The following is a 13,966-nucleotide window of genomic DNA, read 5'->3' on the forward strand; positions in this document are numbered from 1 at the left end:
AACAGGATGCTCCTACGGAGCGTTAGCACGTTATATCGGCTCCAGCGGAGCCACGTGTTTGTAGTATTTCTGACATTATATCTTTTGACTCAGTAGGAGTCTCCTAAAGAAGGTTTCGATATGAAATATTAGAATATCAATCTATCGGGGTAACTCCTGCAGAGCAAAAAGATATTTGGATTTCTACAAAGCGGCAGCCTCTACGAGGCTGATTTTTTTTAGCCTACTATATCTAACCGAGCAGAAAGGTTGGTAGTGTTATTTGATGAGTTGCTTTTGAGAATGCTCCGTTAGGAGCTACCGCTTTGTAGTAAAGTACAATGCGATATTGCGTGCCGTAGGTACGGTACCCATCAGCTAAACCACTTTTTACTGGTAGCCACTTTTATGGCCGATGCTTTATTGCAAACGTGCAGCTTATCGTAAATATTGGCTATGTGCTTGCGTACGGTGTGCGGGCTTATAAACAGGCGCTCGCCTATTTCCTGGTAATTCAGGCCATCTACAATTCGGTTAAGTATCTCCATTTCGCGGGTTGATAGCAGGTGCTCATCTTCTTCAATGGCCTTAACCGGCTCGGTTACATTAGGCGTGTTCCTTAACAAGGCCAATGCTTTACGTGCAATGCGTGGCGACATGGGTACGCCGCCCTCATATACTATCCCGGTAATGGCTTTAACAATATTAGATACTTTTTCATCTTTCAGTAAATACCCGCTCGCACCGGCTTTAATGGCCTCAAAAAGCTTATCATCATCATCAAAAACAGTAAGCATTAAAAAATGCATTTCGGGATATAAGCTTTTGGCTATGGCAACGGCTTCAATGCCATCCATTACAGGCATCTCAATATCCATCAAAACCACTTGCGGGCGCTTTTCTGCGGCCAGTGGCTTTAGTTGCTCTATAAAACCGGCCCCATCCCCTGCTTGCAGCACTATGTCTATCTCTTTATAATAGGAGATATTGTTAACCAACGCTTCGCGAAGCAATCGTTTATCATCAACAATAGCAACCGGTATATGGCTCATAGTAATCAAAGTTATCTCCTTTAAAAATAACGATATTAAATTAATAAAGCCATCCAAATTATATGGACAGCCTTTATTATTGTTGATTTTCGAATATTAATTATTTGTTTTTTTGTTTTTTAGAAGTTAAAGCCAACGCGCAGGCCCATAAAGCCCGCGCCCTGGTAACCCTCGTACCTGATGCTGGCATCAAATCCCCCCAGTTCTACACCAACACCCGGTGCGTAAGTAAAGTGTGTGCTGCCAACAGACTGCAAATCGCCGTTAGAATCACTATAATACGACCTTACAATTGTTGCCCCTGCTTCGGCAATACCGTAAAAGTTACCGCCAAATTTATATTTATAACCAGCCTTAACGGGTATGTTTAATTGTGCTTTGGTATCTATACCCAGGTTAGAGAGATCTTTGGGTAAAAAAGCAATAGCGCCCGATGTTAAAGTAACAGCGCTTGCATCGTCAATACCAAAAGCTGCACGTATTGTTAAACCGGCGCCAACGTTATAGGCAGATTTTAATGCGCCTACAGGCAGTGCACCTTCAACACCCAAACCAAGCTTGAAACCCTGCGCATGCGATCTTGTAGCAAAACCGGCCAGGATGATGATTGCGATAGTAACGATTTTTTTCATTGTTTTAAGATTTAAGTATTTATTATTTGTTAGGTTTAATAGTGCTAAGCAACAGCAATATAGCCGGGTTAGCAATACCGCATTTGCGGTATATTGTTACGTAATTATATAGGGATGAACGCCACTATATATAACAATCCGATCCTAAAGTGCTCACACTTTCCAGCCCTTGGATAAATTATTTAATACCCTATTTATATATCTCTATAAGCTAACATCCTTTACAAACGTTACATCTTTACTTAATAAAACATAAGGTGTGCCCCGTTCATAAAAATCAATTAATTTGCGCTCTATTTAAGGCTGATGTTTTTTATACTTTCTAAAGTGCTTGTTGTATTTATCTTTCCGCTTACCTGGGTATTGGGTTTGCTGATCTATGCTGCTTTCACAAAAAGGCAAAAGTACAAGCAAAAGATTTTAATAACAGCAATAGCCCTGCTCTACTTTTTCTCGAACCGGTTTACAGCCGATACAATGGCCCGTATCTGGGATGTGGCGCCCTATCAGCCATCAGCAAAAACCTATAGCTGTGTTGTGCTTTTGGGCGGGTTTGTTTCAGAGGACGAAAGTGGCCAGGGTTATTTTAACTGGGTGACTGATCGCTACACGCAGGCCACTAAATTACTGGCAAGCCATACCGCCTCGCACTTATTATTTAGCGGCGGCAATTCGGATATTTACCCTGATGGGTTTAGTGAGGCTGGTTTTGTTAAAGCTGAATTAAAAAAACAAAACTTTGCCGATAGCCTGATCCTTTTAGATAGTAAAGCCCGCAATACAGCCGAAAATGCCATATTTGCTAAACAATTATTAAAGCAGGCTAATTTACAACCGCCCTATTTGATGGTTACATCGGCATTTCATATGCGGCGGGCAATGCTGATATTTAAAAAGGCCGGTATAAACGTTGTGCCTTATACAAGTAATAATATGGCACCTACAAGGCATATTTATTTAAAAGATTTTTTGCCCGATGTTGATGCCATAGCGCAATGGAATTTATATATTAAAGAAGTGGTGGGCTACGTAGTAGCCAGCCTTAACTGATACAAAAACTATGAAAAAAACACTGCTATTACTATTACTGCCTGCCTCGTTATTACAGGTAGCTTACGCTCAAAAAAGCCCTAAAAAAACAACATCTGGCAACCCTATAGCCGAGGGTTGGTACGCCGACCCGGAGGCAACTATATTTGGTAAAGAATATTGGGTTTATCCAACCTACTCGGATAAATATGATAAGCAGGTGCATTTTGACGCCTTTTCTTCGCCAGACCTGGTGAACTGGACCAAGCACCCGAACGTGCTCGATTCATCGAACGTAAAATGGGCCAAACGCGCTATGTGGGCTCCCGCTATTATAAAAAAGGATAATAAGTACTATTTCTTTTTCGGGGCAAATGATATACAAAGCGATAAAGCTTATGGAGGCATAGGTATTGCCGTGGCCGATAAACCCGAAGGCCCGTTTAAGGATTATTTAGGCAAACCGCTTATTGATAAGTTTTACAACGGCGCCCAGCCAATAGACCAGTATGTGTTTAAAGATACCGACGGCCAATACTATATTATTTATGGCGGATGGGGCCACTGCAACATCGCGAAGCTAAAAAATGATTTTACAGGCATTGAGCCTGCTGCTGATGGCAAAACCTTTAAAGAGATAACCCCCGAAGGTTATGTTGAAGGGCCTGTTATGTTTATTCGTAACGGTAAATATTACTTTATGTGGAGCGAGGGCGGGTGGACAGGCCCCGATTACCGCGTGGCTTACGCCATTGGCAATAGTATAAATGGCCCGTTCAAAAAAATTGGCACCATATTACAGCAGGATGCGGCTATAGCCACCGGCGCCGGCCACCATTCGGTGATTAAAGTACCGGGTAAAGACGAATGGTATATTGTTTATCACCGCCGCCCCCTAACTGAAACCGACGGCAACCACCGTGTTACCTGTATTGATAAAATGACCTTTGATAAGGATGGGTTGATAAACCCCGTGAAGATCACAAATGAAGGGGTTACAGCGAATAGGTTGAAGTAGAGATATATTATTATTATTGCCACAAGCGAAGACGCTTGCGGTAGCGGGGACAAAAATTAATGTCATGGTGAGCTTGTCGAACCATTAGCCGCGCGTTTAAGTCTTCGACCAGCTTCGACTGACAGACCGTTTAATACAAAGAAGCCGCTGATAATTCAGCGGCTTCTTTTTTATATATTGATTCTTATCATCTCCCGGTTCTACCCCACTATCTTCATATTCTCGGCATCCCAATGGATAATTTTATTCTGAAAGTAGCTGTCGTTACAGGCCAGTGCCGGCGCTGCCGCTCTAAAACCAAACACAGCATCCTCTACCACGGGCTTACCCGTACGTACCGAATCCATAAAGTTGGCGAAGTGGTCGTTAGAGGCATTGTAGCCATCAGGTGCGCGGTAGGTTATGGGGTCAAATTTTGGCCTTGTGCGTTGCTCCTGGGTATAGCGTTTGTTGTAATCGTCCATTAAACGTTTTTGCTCGGCTTCGGTATAGGTAAAGTACGAATCCCAGCCGCCAATACCCGGTGCTGCTGCCAGCTTATTCTGCTGTATCCTGAAGCTTTCACCCTCGCCGCCAATATCCATCACCCCTTCCGATCCTACGATCTTGGTTGTGGTTTTATCGCCCTCGCCACTAATAAAATTAACCCTTAAAGTAACCTGGAACGCCGGGTGCTCTTTGGTTTCGCCATAACGCACAACAGCGCTCATTACGTCAGGCACGTTGCGGCCATCCTTCCAATAAGCCAGGTCGCCTATAGAATAAATACTCTCAGGCCCTTTTGATCCGGTTATAAAGTGGATGCCGGTTAATAAATGCACAAACAAATCGCCTGCAACACCGGTACCATACTCCCGGTAATTTCTCCATCTAAAAAAACGCTTCGGGTCAAAATCCATTTTCTTATCTGCGTTTGCCTGGTAACGCGCCCAATCAACATTTTTAATGTTTCCGTCAGTCGGGATAGTATATTGCCATGCGCCCAAAGCATCCTGCCGGTTAAACGAGGCCTCAATAGAATTGATCTTACCAATAGCACCCGACTCGTACATTTCTTTTGCTTTACGGTATGCAATGCTGCTAACCCGCTGGCTACCCACCTGAAACACCATCTTGGTTTCTTTTTGCACCCTTATCTCCTCCAAGCCCTGGCTTATTTTATGCACCATTGGTTTTTCGCTGTAAACGGCTTTGCCTTTGCGCATGGCATCCATGGCTATCTGGCTGTGCCAGTTATCGCTGGTGGCAACTATAACAGCATCTATATCCTTACGGTCCAGTAATTCGCGGTGGTCCATGGTGGTAAAAAGGGTTTTCCCGTAAACCTCTTTGGCGTGTTCCAGGCGGCCTTTGTACAGGTCGCAGGCGCCAACCATCTCTACACCTGGCACGGTCAACGCAGCATTGGTATCGTTGTAACCCATTATCCCCATACCAATAGTTGCTATCCGTATCTTGTCGTTAGGAGATACGCGCTTTTCGGCCCGTAATATCCTCACTTCATTTTCTTCTTTAGCTGCTAAGCTGGTAAGCGATGCGGATGTCAGTAAAACTGAGGTACCCAGGTGTTTCAAAAACTTTCTACGGTCTGTGCTCATTTTGTTAAATAAATTAAGCTTTAATAATTGGTTAATTAATTGCAGGGGCAATTAAGGGTTTAAAAAAGGCAATTTAATAAAAATACCAAAACGAAAAAGCCTTTACCTATATTAATATACAGTTAGTTAACTACTGTATTTAAAACTACAAAAAACTTTTTAATTTTATTTAAAAAGTTATAAATTGCAGATGATTACCCCAATCTGTAAACCATCAATTATAGTGTATGAAAAAATTATCCTTACTGGTATGTTCCTGCCTAATGGGCACTTTTGTTTTTGCGCAGCAAGCCAATACAAGCATAGCCATCATTCCCGAGCCGGTTCAAATAACCACACACACTGGGCAATTTGTATTACCGGCTGTTTTAACTGTGCAGGCAGGTTCGCATGAGGGAATGACACCTGTGCTAAACCTTATCAAAAACAAATTTTCTACGGCTACCGGTAAAATCATCCGGGTTAATGCGGCTGCCCCTACAGCAGCTCTTAAACTGGTGCTTAATAAAACTACTGATAATGTGATCGGCAAAGAGGGGTATTACCTTTCGGCCAAGGCAAAAGGCATAACCATACGGGCTAATACAGAAGCCGGTTTATATTATGGCGTGCAAACCCTTTTGCAATTACTGCCAAAGGAGATTGAAGGAAAAGTAGTTGCTAAAAATATAAAATGGGCAGTGCCAATTGTTGATATTACCGATTACCCGCGCTTTGAGTGGAGGGGTTTAATGTTTGATGTATCTCGCCATTTCTTCACCAAGAAAGAAGTGATGAGCTATATTGATAATATGGCTAAATATAAGCTTAACCTTTTTCATTGGCACTTAACAGATGATGAAGGTTGGAGAATTGAAATAAAAAGCTACCCTAAGCTAACCACTGTTGGTGCTTACAATGTGAAGCGCGAAGGCAGCTTTGGAGATTTTATACCGCCAAAACCTAACGAGCCGCGCACTTATGGCGGCTATTATACCCAGGATGATATTCGTGAAGTGATTAAGTACGCTCAACAGCGTTTTGTAAACATCATGCCCGAGGTTGATGTACCCGGCCACAGCCTTGCAGCGGTTGTTGCCTATCCTGAATTATCGGCTACGGCAGGTGCCGATAAATACGTAGTACGTTCGGGCGAAAAGATAATGGATTGGTCGAAACCCGGCCACCCGGCACTGGTGGATAATACGCTAAACCCTGCAGGCGAATTTACCTACACTTTTTTAGATAAAGTAGTTGGCGAGATAGCGGATCTGTTCCCTTTTGGTTACATCCACATGGGTGGCGATGAATGTGCCAAAAATTTCTGGGAGCAAAGCGACCAGGTGAAAGCCCTGATGGCTAAAGAGAACCTGAAAACACAGGAAGAAGTACAAAGCTATTTTGAAAAACGTTTGGAAAAGATAGTAGAATCGAAAGGCAAAAAGTTTATGGGCTGGGATGAGATACTGGAAGGCGGCATTGGCCCTAACGCGGCTTTAATGAGCTGGCGCGGGGTTAAAGGCGGTATAGAAGCTGCCAAACTTGGCCACGAGGTTGTGATGAGCCCAACAACCTTTGTTTACCTGGATTATATGCAAAGCGACCGCATAATGGAACCGCATGTTTATGCCAGCTTGCGCCTGAGCAAAACCTATGAGTTTGACCCGGTACCTGAAGGTGTTGATGCCAAAATGATAAAAGGCGGGCAGGCCAACCTTTGGACAGAGCAGGTGTACAACATCCGCCAGGCCGAGTACATGACCTGGCCGCGTGGCTTTGCGCTGGCAGAGAGTGTATGGTCGCCGGCATCAAAAAAGAATTTCAATACGTTCTTCACTAAGGTTGAAAAACATTTTGCCCGCTTTAACGAGGCTGAAACCAAATATGCCCCAAGCGCTTACGACCCTGATTTTAAACCAGGTCGCAATGCCGACAGCACCTTAAATGTAACCCTAACCAACGAAGTGCCGGGCCTGGATATTTACTACAGCTTTGATAACTCGTACCCGGATAATTTTTATCCTAAATATACAGGTGTGTTAAACATCCCTATTGATGCTACGCAATTAAAGGTGATAACCTACCGTGGCAAACAACCGGTTGGCCGCATGATAAGCATGCCAATTGATGAGTTAAAACGCAGGTTGGGAAAGTAGTAAGCTATTAACAGTTTGTTTATATAAGCAAGCCGCGCCAAAACTGGCGCGGCTTTTTATTTACCCACGTCATTGCGAGGATCATAGCGATGTGGCAATCTTCGACATGCTTGTCGCCTACTTTTCTATCGAAGATTGCCACGCTATCGCTCGCAATGACGCGCGGATATTACTCCTTCCTCTTCATTCTTGAAAACGGAAACCCGTTACAGCCTTTCATTGGGTTTTTCCTGTCGGCTTTTGCGGTGGTTTCGGCTATCTGGTCGGTTTTGGCATCGTATACGCTGAGGCAGAACCCCCATTTCCAGGGCTCCATATTGCTGAACTGCATATAATCTATACGTGTATACAAACCTCCTTCACCCGGGTTTTGAGCATCATTACGGGCTACGATGTACTGGTCTTTAACATTCCATTTAATGATATGGTATTTGGTGCGGGGTAACTGCATAAACAAGGTATCGTTAACCGTATAACGGATGCCGTAATCGTCTACAAAATTACCTTTAAACATTGGGGGGATCTTCTCATCAATACGGTGAATCGGTTTTTTATCGCCTATACCAATTATCGGTAGGAACAGTATTAAGAAGACCAGTTTTTGCATGTGCTAATTTATTGATTTTTAACCACGGAGTACACTGAGAATTTGCATGCCCCTAAAAAACAGAGGTCACAAAGAAATAATCTTTGTGACCTCTATGAATTACTTATGCCCTCTGTATTAATTCTTCTGCTTATTTAGCAGCGAATAATGTTACGTAGTTTTTACGGTAGTAGTACGCCAGGAACAAGTTACCAATTAACAATGCAACTGCAGTAGGTACACCTTCGGGTGCTACAAATATGTGCGTTAATAAAATATTTATCACAATCGGGAATATCACAACAGTAGCAAGAGTTACGTAGCGGCCAATTAAAAACAATATAGCACATACCAGTTCTGTTACTTTTATAAAGGTCATTAAATAGCCTGACGCCGTTATACCTGCCATAAAAGTTTTATTGGCTTCGCTCATTTCGGGCATTTTACCCATGTTGATTTTAAAAAGTACTACAACTGATGCGAAAAGGAACATCAGCCCCATCAGTGTACGAACAATGATCATTGCAATCTTCATAATATTTAAAGTTAGTGTTTGTGTTTATTCTTTCTCCAGTATCTGTTTCAGGTTATTCAGGCTTATTTCCATATCAGCACCCAGCATTTTTTCCATGTTTAGGAATAACAGCATGGCATTCATCGGGAACGGCATTTTGCTGGCAAAAGCCCATTTTACGGTAGTAATCTCTTCGGTTACCGATTGCGTTGCGATGTACGTATCGGCCACGCCTGCAAACGGCTTTATAAATACCACACGGATATCTATCCGCTCACCATCAATAATTTTTTCGATGGTTTGCTCACCTTTGCCGGCTTGTTTGATATCGCTATCCCATGCAGCGGCAAAACCCTCGGTGCCATCAGTACCGGTATAGGTCATCCGCTTATTAGGGTCGGTCATTACCCACTTGCTGTAATAATCCATATTACGCAGGAATTTAATATAGTCAAATATCTGCTGGCGGGGTTTGTTAATAATAATGCTACGTTGCACCACATATCCTTTTGGAGCAATAAGGGCCAATAACAGCACCACTACAACAATGCCTGCAATAATGCCTAAAATGGTAGTCAAGGTATCCATCTATGTGGTTTTAATAGTTTGGTATTTCTTCCAGAAGTAATACAAGATAAACATTATTGCAAGTATTACCAGCGGCATTATTAACAAATTAGCACTATCGCCAATGGCCGCCCTTGATGCAAAAGCACCTATAAAATTAATAGCAAAGCCTGCAAAAGCCCATTCTTTTATTGTAGTAAACTTATTTTGCAATATGGCAATAGCGCCCAACAGTTTAAATATACCGGTGATCACCATTATATAAATAGGGTATCCCAGGTGGCGCATAACTTCCTGCCCGGCTTCTTGTTTAGTGATACCACCGTAAGCATCGCCCAGCATAGCTAAAGCAAATAATATTGTTAGCGCCCGGTATATGATCTTGATAGTTTTTGGATTCATGAGATTTAGGTTAATCGTTATTGTTCGTCTGTAAATACGCCCCATCGGATGCCAAATTTATCAACCACGTTACCCATGGTACCGGCAAAAAAGGTCATGATGGGGTGTACCACCCTGCCGCCCTCTGCCAGTTGAGCAAATTTCTGCTGTACTTCGGCTTTGGTAGCGCAGGTTAGCGTTAATGATACGGCCCCCAACTCCGAGCCCACATTATCATCAGGCATATCTGTTGCCAGGATGGTAAAATCGCCGCCGGTAAGGTCGGCATGCAGTATACCTTGCTGCGCCTCCGCCGGGAACATATCCTTCATCGGCGAATCTTTTACCGGCATCAGGCTCAGTTCTCCGCCTAATACCGCCTGGTAAAAGGTCATGGCTTCGCTGCATTGGTTGTTTTTAAAATTGATGTAAGCGCTGATTTTTAACATGGCTTTAGTTTTAATTGTTTAAGTAAGTATCTCGCAGTAATGTCCGTTCAATTTAAGCAATTCGATGATCTGGTGCGCGCAAAAATCTTTCCCTTCTACCCGCAGTATCTTATCGCAATCTTCCAGATCGAAATTTATTTTGCTGGCCGGGAACTGCTCCAGAAGCTTTTGGATAAGCACCCTTGATGTATCCTTCTCCTGAACATTTGTCTTAAAAACCTCAATCATCATAAATAAATGTGTTGATGCATTACAAAGGTGCGGCGCTTTAGTATATTTAGACGGGGGTAATTACGACAATCTAAGGGGTTGATTGCGACGGTGATACCATCTACCTTTGAAACTATGAAACACATATCAATCCTTATTCCGCAGGGCGAAACCAGCCTGAGCAATATAGAGGCAACTTATAAGATGTTTTCTATGGTGAACCAAACGCTTGACAGGATGAAGAAACCGCCACTGTTTAAAATACAGTTGGTAGGCTTAAATAAAGAAACGGCTTTAACCAACGGGCTGTTTACCATTAAGCCCGATATGACCTATGAAGAAGTTACCAAAACCGACCTGATCATCATCCCCGCGGTGCATGGTGATATCAATAAGGTATTAAGCAATAACAGCGATTTTATCCCTTGGATAATAAAACAATATAAAACAGGTGCCGAAGTTGTTTCGCTTTGCATAGGCGCCTTTATTTTGGCCTCTACAGGTCTGCTAAAGGGCCGCAGCTGCACCACGCACTGGCTAATGGCCGATGATTTTCGCAAAATGTTCCCTGAGGTAAACCTGATGCCCTACAAGATAATTACCGACGAGGGCGGCATTTACACCAGCGGTGGTGCATATTCATCGCTCAACCTGCTTTTGTACCTGGTAGAGAAGTTCGCGGGCAGGGATATGGCCATTAACACCTCAAAGATCTTCGAGATAGATATCGAACGTAATAGCCAGTCGCTATTTATGATCTTCCACGGGCAAAAAGACCACGAGGACGAGGTGATCAAAAAAGCGCAGGACTTTATTGAAAACAATTACCGCGACAAAATAACGGTTGACCACCTGGCCGATCTGTTTGCCATCAGCCGCAGGCATCTGGAACGCCGCTTTAAAAAGGCTACCTCAAATACAGTGGTTGAGTACATGCAGCGCGTACGGATAGAGGCCGCCAAAATGAGCCTGGAGACCATCCGCGAGAACGTGAACGAGGTGATGTACAACGTTGGCTATACCGATACTAAAGCTTTTAGGATGATATTTAAAAAGATAACCGGCCTATCGCCGGTTGAATATCGGAATAAATACAGCAAAGACAAGGCGGCGTAAGTGTAAGTAAATTAAAAGTGTTCACGTTCACAGCCGTGAACACCATCACTACCACGGAAGTACTGATAATCAAATACTTAATTTTTATCAAGTCTAAAATTATGCGGGTGTTAAAACAATGTTTATGAAAAATATCCAATCGTTAATTTTAAGTGTAACATTACTCATTATGACAAACAATCTATCTAATGCCCAAACCATGGGCAACTATGCCAGTGTTAACGGCATAAAAATGTATTACGAGGTACACGGCACCGGCAGCCCGCTGGTTTTGCTGCATGGCGGCGGCTCTACTATTAAAACAAACTTTAGCCGTATTATGCCCGGGCTCGCTAAAACGCACCAGGTTATTGCTGTTGAACTGCAAGCACACGGCCACAGCGGCGACCGTGATGCCCCCGAAAGTTTCATACAGGATGCCGACGATGTTGCTGAACTGCTAAACCAGCTTAATATACCCCAAGCTGACTTTTTAGGCTTTAGCAATGGCGGCCAAACTTGCATTGAACTGGGTTTACGACACGCGGATAAAGTACGCAAACTGGTAATTGCTTCCGCTTTTTACAGTCGTGATGCCGCCCCCAAAGCGTTCTGGAAAGGATTTGAAACGCCCGATTTCGCCCACATGCCGCAAATTTATAAAGATGAATACCTGAAGATAGGCACACCCGAAGGCCTGATGAATATGTTTAATAAGGATGTGCAACGTATGCACAACTTTAAGGGCTGGACTGATGAGCAGATCAGCTCTATACAAGCACCTGCCTTTGTAATCATTGGCGACCAGGACCTGGCAACACCGGAGCATGCCGCAAAAATGGCGCGCTTGTTCCCACATGGGCGCCTGGCTATTTTGCCCGGTACACACGGCAGTTACATTGGCGAGGCATATAACCCCAAACCCGAAAGTAAAATACCCGATCTGTTTGTGGCAATGGTAAACGAGTTTTTGGCGGAGTAGCCAGTAAATAATAATTGGCATAACCTCTGAATTATTTTATACTTTCATTTTATGAATAAAATATTGGTGTGCTTATTCCTGCTTGTTTTTTCTACAAAATGCTTTGCTCAAACACAGGACCGTGTGTTATTCATAGTTGATGGCATACCTGTTATTGATGAACCCAAAGAGGACGAGCAGCCAAAAAATGATGAAATTGATGCTGTTAAAATAGTGACAAACCCTGATAGCATAAAGAAGGCCGGTTACGAAGGGAAGCTTGATAAGATAATTTACGTTACCACCAAAGCATATACACAACGCACAGATGCAATAAAATCAATCCCATCAACAAAAACGATGACACGTAAAAATGGCCTATGGCAGTTAAAAGATGCAACCAACCCATATTCAGGCCCATTTATAGATTATTTTATGAATGGCAGGAAACAAGGCGAGGGTGTTTTAAAGGACGGTATAATAGATGGCATCAGAACAATGTATTATCCAAATGGAAACACCCGATACTTTTACACCTATATCAATGGGGTTGAAAATGGCGCGTCTGAAGAGTATTTTATTAATGGAAAGCTTAAGCAAAAAGGAAGTTTTGTTGATAAAAAACAAGTGGGATTATGGCAGGTATTTTATTCCACCGGAAAGCTAAAAGGAGAATCTTCTTTTATTAATAATAAACAGAGCCTATCAAAAGAAGAAGAAAAGTTTTATTTCTTAATGAATAAAGGCTTAAGCCTGATGCAGGAAGAAGATTATGCCGCTGTTATTAAAAAGTTGGATGCTGCCGAAAAAATTAAACAAGGTTATGCCGACCTGTACTTTTACAGGGGTACCGCTAAATTAGATTTATTTGATTTTGATAACGCTGTGGCAGATCTGGATAGAGCAATTGCAATTGAGCCGCTGTATATGGAAGCCATTGCAAACAGGGCTTTTACGCGTTTAAGGAAATATCAGTTTAAAGATAACCGCACTTTAAGCAAAACAAAAGAAGTTATCATTTTAGCCGCTAAAGATATCGTACCGATACCGAAGGATGATCTTGAAAAAATATGTGCCGATTTAAATTTGGCGTATACCCTGGGCGATAACAAACCCATGATATTGGATGCAATGAAAGAATATTGTAAATAATATTTTTATTCAATTCCCTACTGACATACTGCTGTCATCCGCCTGTGGTTTCTTTGTATCATAAACTTAAACAATAAGCCATGACAAGCACAACAGCAACAACAAACACCCCGGTAATAACCTCACAGGATTTTTTAAAAAACTGGCAGGCGCACCGTGCATTAAGCCGCAGGGTTTTAGCGGCCTTCCCCGAAAAAGAACTTTTTGAATTTTCAATCGGCGGCATGCGCCCTTATAATGTATTGGTAGGTGAAATGACCGGCCTTGCCAGCGCAGGTATAAACGGCATTGTTACCGGCAAATGGGAAACAACACCGGCGCTTGATCATTTTAACCACGAGATTAACCTTACCACAAAAGCCGAATTATTAGAAGCCTGGGACGAGGTAACCGATCAGATAGACGCTTTATGGCCCCAGATATCTGCCGAACGCTTTTTTGAAACAGAGGCCGCTTTTGGCCAATACCCAAACACCATTATCAACACCTTGCAGTACCTTTTTGATAATGAGATCCATCACCGCGGGCAAGGTTACGTTTACCTGCGTGCCCTCGGTATTGAGCCGCCTGCGTTCTGGGACAGGTTTTAATCCCCTATTATTACCAGC

The 13,966-nt window shown here is 42.9% G+C and carries 16 protein-coding genes; 7 read left to right on the top strand and 9 right to left on the bottom strand.

Annotated features, from left to right (window positions below; all coding sequences use genetic code 11):
• Nucleotides 1-353: 353 nt before the first annotated feature.
• The gene (locus IDJ75_RS07990; protein WP_191175109.1) at nucleotides 354-1,031 is read right to left on the bottom strand and encodes a response regulator transcription factor; all 678 of its coding nucleotides are present in this window, start codon (nucleotides 1,029-1,031) and stop codon (nucleotides 354-356) included.
• A 119-nt stretch (nucleotides 1,032-1,150) separates the two neighbouring features.
• Entirely contained in the window at nucleotides 1,151-1,663 is a 513-nt protein-coding gene (locus tag IDJ75_RS07995; RefSeq protein ID WP_191175110.1) for a hypothetical protein, read from the bottom strand.
• Nucleotides 1,664-1,969: 306 nt separating this feature from the next.
• Between IDJ75_RS07995 and IDJ75_RS08000 the strand changes: the two genes are divergently transcribed.
• Together IDJ75_RS08000 and IDJ75_RS08005 are read left to right on the top strand one after the other, a co-directional pair.
• Nucleotides 1,970-2,713, top strand: coding sequence for a YdcF family protein (locus tag IDJ75_RS08000; RefSeq protein WP_191175111.1), 744 nt, complete (start codon nucleotides 1,970-1,972; stop codon nucleotides 2,711-2,713).
• Nucleotides 2,714-2,723: 10 nt separating this feature from the next.
• A complete protein-coding gene (locus IDJ75_RS08005) occupies nucleotides 2,724-3,710 on the top strand; it encodes a glycoside hydrolase family 43 protein (protein WP_191175112.1) in 987 nt (328 codons plus the stop codon).
• A gap of 200 nt (nucleotides 3,711-3,910) precedes the next feature.
• Here the strand turns inward: IDJ75_RS08005 and IDJ75_RS08010 are convergent, their stop codons facing one another.
• The gene (locus IDJ75_RS08010; protein ID WP_191175113.1) at nucleotides 3,911-5,308 is read right to left on the bottom strand and encodes a Gfo/Idh/MocA family protein; all 1,398 of its coding nucleotides are present in this window, start codon (nucleotides 5,306-5,308) and stop codon (nucleotides 3,911-3,913) included.
• Nucleotides 5,309-5,535: 227 nt separating this feature from the next.
• Between IDJ75_RS08010 and IDJ75_RS08015 the strand changes: the two genes are divergently transcribed.
• A complete protein-coding gene (locus IDJ75_RS08015; RefSeq protein WP_191175114.1) occupies nucleotides 5,536-7,443 on the top strand; it encodes a beta-N-acetylhexosaminidase in 1,908 nt (635 codons plus the stop codon).
• 169 nt (nucleotides 7,444-7,612) lie between these two features.
• Here IDJ75_RS08015 and IDJ75_RS08020 read toward each other — a convergent pair whose 3' ends face one another.
• The 6 genes from IDJ75_RS08020 to IDJ75_RS08045 all read right to left on the bottom strand — a co-directional run bounded on the left by IDJ75_RS08020 (nucleotide 7,613) and on the right by IDJ75_RS08045 (nucleotide 10,171).
• Nucleotides 7,613-8,050 (bottom strand): hypothetical protein, encoded by a 438-nt coding sequence (locus IDJ75_RS08020; RefSeq protein WP_191175115.1) that lies wholly within the window; start codon nucleotides 8,048-8,050, stop codon nucleotides 7,613-7,615.
• 130 nt (nucleotides 8,051-8,180) lie between these two features.
• Nucleotides 8,181-8,564 carry a DoxX family protein gene (locus IDJ75_RS08025; protein WP_191175116.1) on the bottom strand — a complete coding sequence of 128 codons (384 nt, stop codon included), beginning with the start codon at nucleotides 8,562-8,564 and terminating at the stop codon, nucleotides 8,181-8,183.
• Nucleotides 8,565-8,588: 24 nt separating this feature from the next.
• Nucleotides 8,589-9,131 (bottom strand): SRPBCC family protein, encoded by a 543-nt coding sequence (locus IDJ75_RS08030; protein ID WP_191175117.1) that lies wholly within the window; start codon nucleotides 9,129-9,131, stop codon nucleotides 8,589-8,591.
• On the bottom strand, nucleotides 9,132-9,512 hold the full coding sequence (locus tag IDJ75_RS08035) for a DoxX family protein (RefSeq protein ID WP_191175118.1): 381 nt from the start codon (nucleotides 9,510-9,512) through the stop codon (nucleotides 9,132-9,134).
• Between the two features lie 17 nt (nucleotides 9,513-9,529).
• Nucleotides 9,530-9,940, bottom strand: a complete 411-nt coding sequence (locus IDJ75_RS08040; RefSeq protein ID WP_191175119.1) for a VOC family protein — start codon at nucleotides 9,938-9,940, stop codon at nucleotides 9,530-9,532.
• A gap of 18 nt (nucleotides 9,941-9,958) precedes the next feature.
• Nucleotides 9,959-10,171 carry a hypothetical protein gene (locus tag IDJ75_RS08045; protein ID WP_224746538.1) on the bottom strand — a complete coding sequence of 71 codons (213 nt, stop codon included), beginning with the start codon at nucleotides 10,169-10,171 and terminating at the stop codon, nucleotides 9,959-9,961.
• A 114-nt stretch (nucleotides 10,172-10,285) separates the two neighbouring features.
• Here IDJ75_RS08045 and IDJ75_RS08050 point away from each other — a divergent pair, with 114 nt between their 5' ends.
• The 4 genes from IDJ75_RS08050 (at nucleotide 10,286) to IDJ75_RS08065 (ending at nucleotide 13,948) form a co-directional block, all read left to right on the top strand.
• Complete coding sequence (locus tag IDJ75_RS08050; RefSeq protein WP_191175120.1) at nucleotides 10,286-11,266, top strand: GlxA family transcriptional regulator; 981 nt, start codon at nucleotides 10,286-10,288, stop codon at nucleotides 11,264-11,266.
• A 169-nt stretch (nucleotides 11,267-11,435) separates the two neighbouring features.
• Nucleotides 11,436-12,227 (top strand): alpha/beta fold hydrolase, encoded by a 792-nt coding sequence (locus IDJ75_RS08055; protein ID WP_224746539.1) that lies wholly within the window; start codon nucleotides 11,436-11,438, stop codon nucleotides 12,225-12,227.
• 51 nt (nucleotides 12,228-12,278) lie between these two features.
• Complete coding sequence (locus IDJ75_RS08060; protein ID WP_191175122.1) at nucleotides 12,279-13,358, top strand: toxin-antitoxin system YwqK family antitoxin; 1,080 nt, start codon at nucleotides 12,279-12,281, stop codon at nucleotides 13,356-13,358.
• A gap of 80 nt (nucleotides 13,359-13,438) precedes the next feature.
• Complete coding sequence (locus tag IDJ75_RS08065; RefSeq protein WP_191175123.1) at nucleotides 13,439-13,948, top strand: DinB family protein; 510 nt, start codon at nucleotides 13,439-13,441, stop codon at nucleotides 13,946-13,948.
• Nucleotides 13,949-13,966: the final 18 nt, after the last annotated feature.

Origin of the sequence: Mucilaginibacter rigui (genome assembly GCF_014773275.1) — a bacterium.
GTDB lineage: Bacteria > Bacteroidota > Bacteroidia > Sphingobacteriales > Sphingobacteriaceae > Mucilaginibacter > Mucilaginibacter rigui_A.

Excerpts from the sequence above, each read along its gene's own strand:
- IDJ75_RS07990 (WP_191175109.1), bottom strand. The coding sequence starts at position 1,031 with ATGAGCCATATACCGGTTGCTATTGTTGATGATAAACGATTGCTTCGC.
- IDJ75_RS07995 (WP_191175110.1), bottom strand. The coding sequence starts at position 1,663 with ATGAAAAAAATCGTTACTATCGCAATCATCATCCTGGCCGGTTTTGCT.
- IDJ75_RS08000 (WP_191175111.1), top strand. The coding sequence starts at position 1,970 with ATGTTTTTTATACTTTCTAAAGTGCTTGTTGTATTTATCTTTCCGCTT.
- IDJ75_RS08005 (WP_191175112.1), top strand. The coding sequence starts at position 2,724 with ATGAAAAAAACACTGCTATTACTATTACTGCCTGCCTCGTTATTACAG.
- IDJ75_RS08010 (WP_191175113.1), bottom strand. The coding sequence starts at position 5,308 with ATGAGCACAGACCGTAGAAAGTTTTTGAAACACCTGGGTACCTCAGTT.
- IDJ75_RS08015 (WP_191175114.1), top strand. The coding sequence starts at position 5,536 with ATGAAAAAATTATCCTTACTGGTATGTTCCTGCCTAATGGGCACTTTT.
- IDJ75_RS08020 (WP_191175115.1), bottom strand. The coding sequence starts at position 8,050 with ATGCAAAAACTGGTCTTCTTAATACTGTTCCTACCGATAATTGGTATA.
- IDJ75_RS08025 (WP_191175116.1), bottom strand. The coding sequence starts at position 8,564 with ATGAAGATTGCAATGATCATTGTTCGTACACTGATGGGGCTGATGTTC.
- IDJ75_RS08030 (WP_191175117.1), bottom strand. The coding sequence starts at position 9,131 with ATGGATACCTTGACTACCATTTTAGGCATTATTGCAGGCATTGTTGTA.
- IDJ75_RS08035 (WP_191175118.1), bottom strand. The coding sequence starts at position 9,512 with ATGAATCCAAAAACTATCAAGATCATATACCGGGCGCTAACAATATTA.
- IDJ75_RS08040 (WP_191175119.1), bottom strand. The coding sequence starts at position 9,940 with ATGTTAAAAATCAGCGCTTACATCAATTTTAAAAACAACCAATGCAGC.
- IDJ75_RS08045 (WP_224746538.1), bottom strand. The coding sequence starts at position 10,171 with ATGATGATTGAGGTTTTTAAGACAAATGTTCAGGAGAAGGATACATCA.
- IDJ75_RS08050 (WP_191175120.1), top strand. The coding sequence starts at position 10,286 with ATGAAACACATATCAATCCTTATTCCGCAGGGCGAAACCAGCCTGAGC.
- IDJ75_RS08055 (WP_224746539.1), top strand. The coding sequence starts at position 11,436 with ATGACAAACAATCTATCTAATGCCCAAACCATGGGCAACTATGCCAGT.
- IDJ75_RS08060 (WP_191175122.1), top strand. The coding sequence starts at position 12,279 with ATGAATAAAATATTGGTGTGCTTATTCCTGCTTGTTTTTTCTACAAAA.
- IDJ75_RS08065 (WP_191175123.1), top strand. The coding sequence starts at position 13,439 with ATGACAAGCACAACAGCAACAACAAACACCCCGGTAATAACCTCACAG.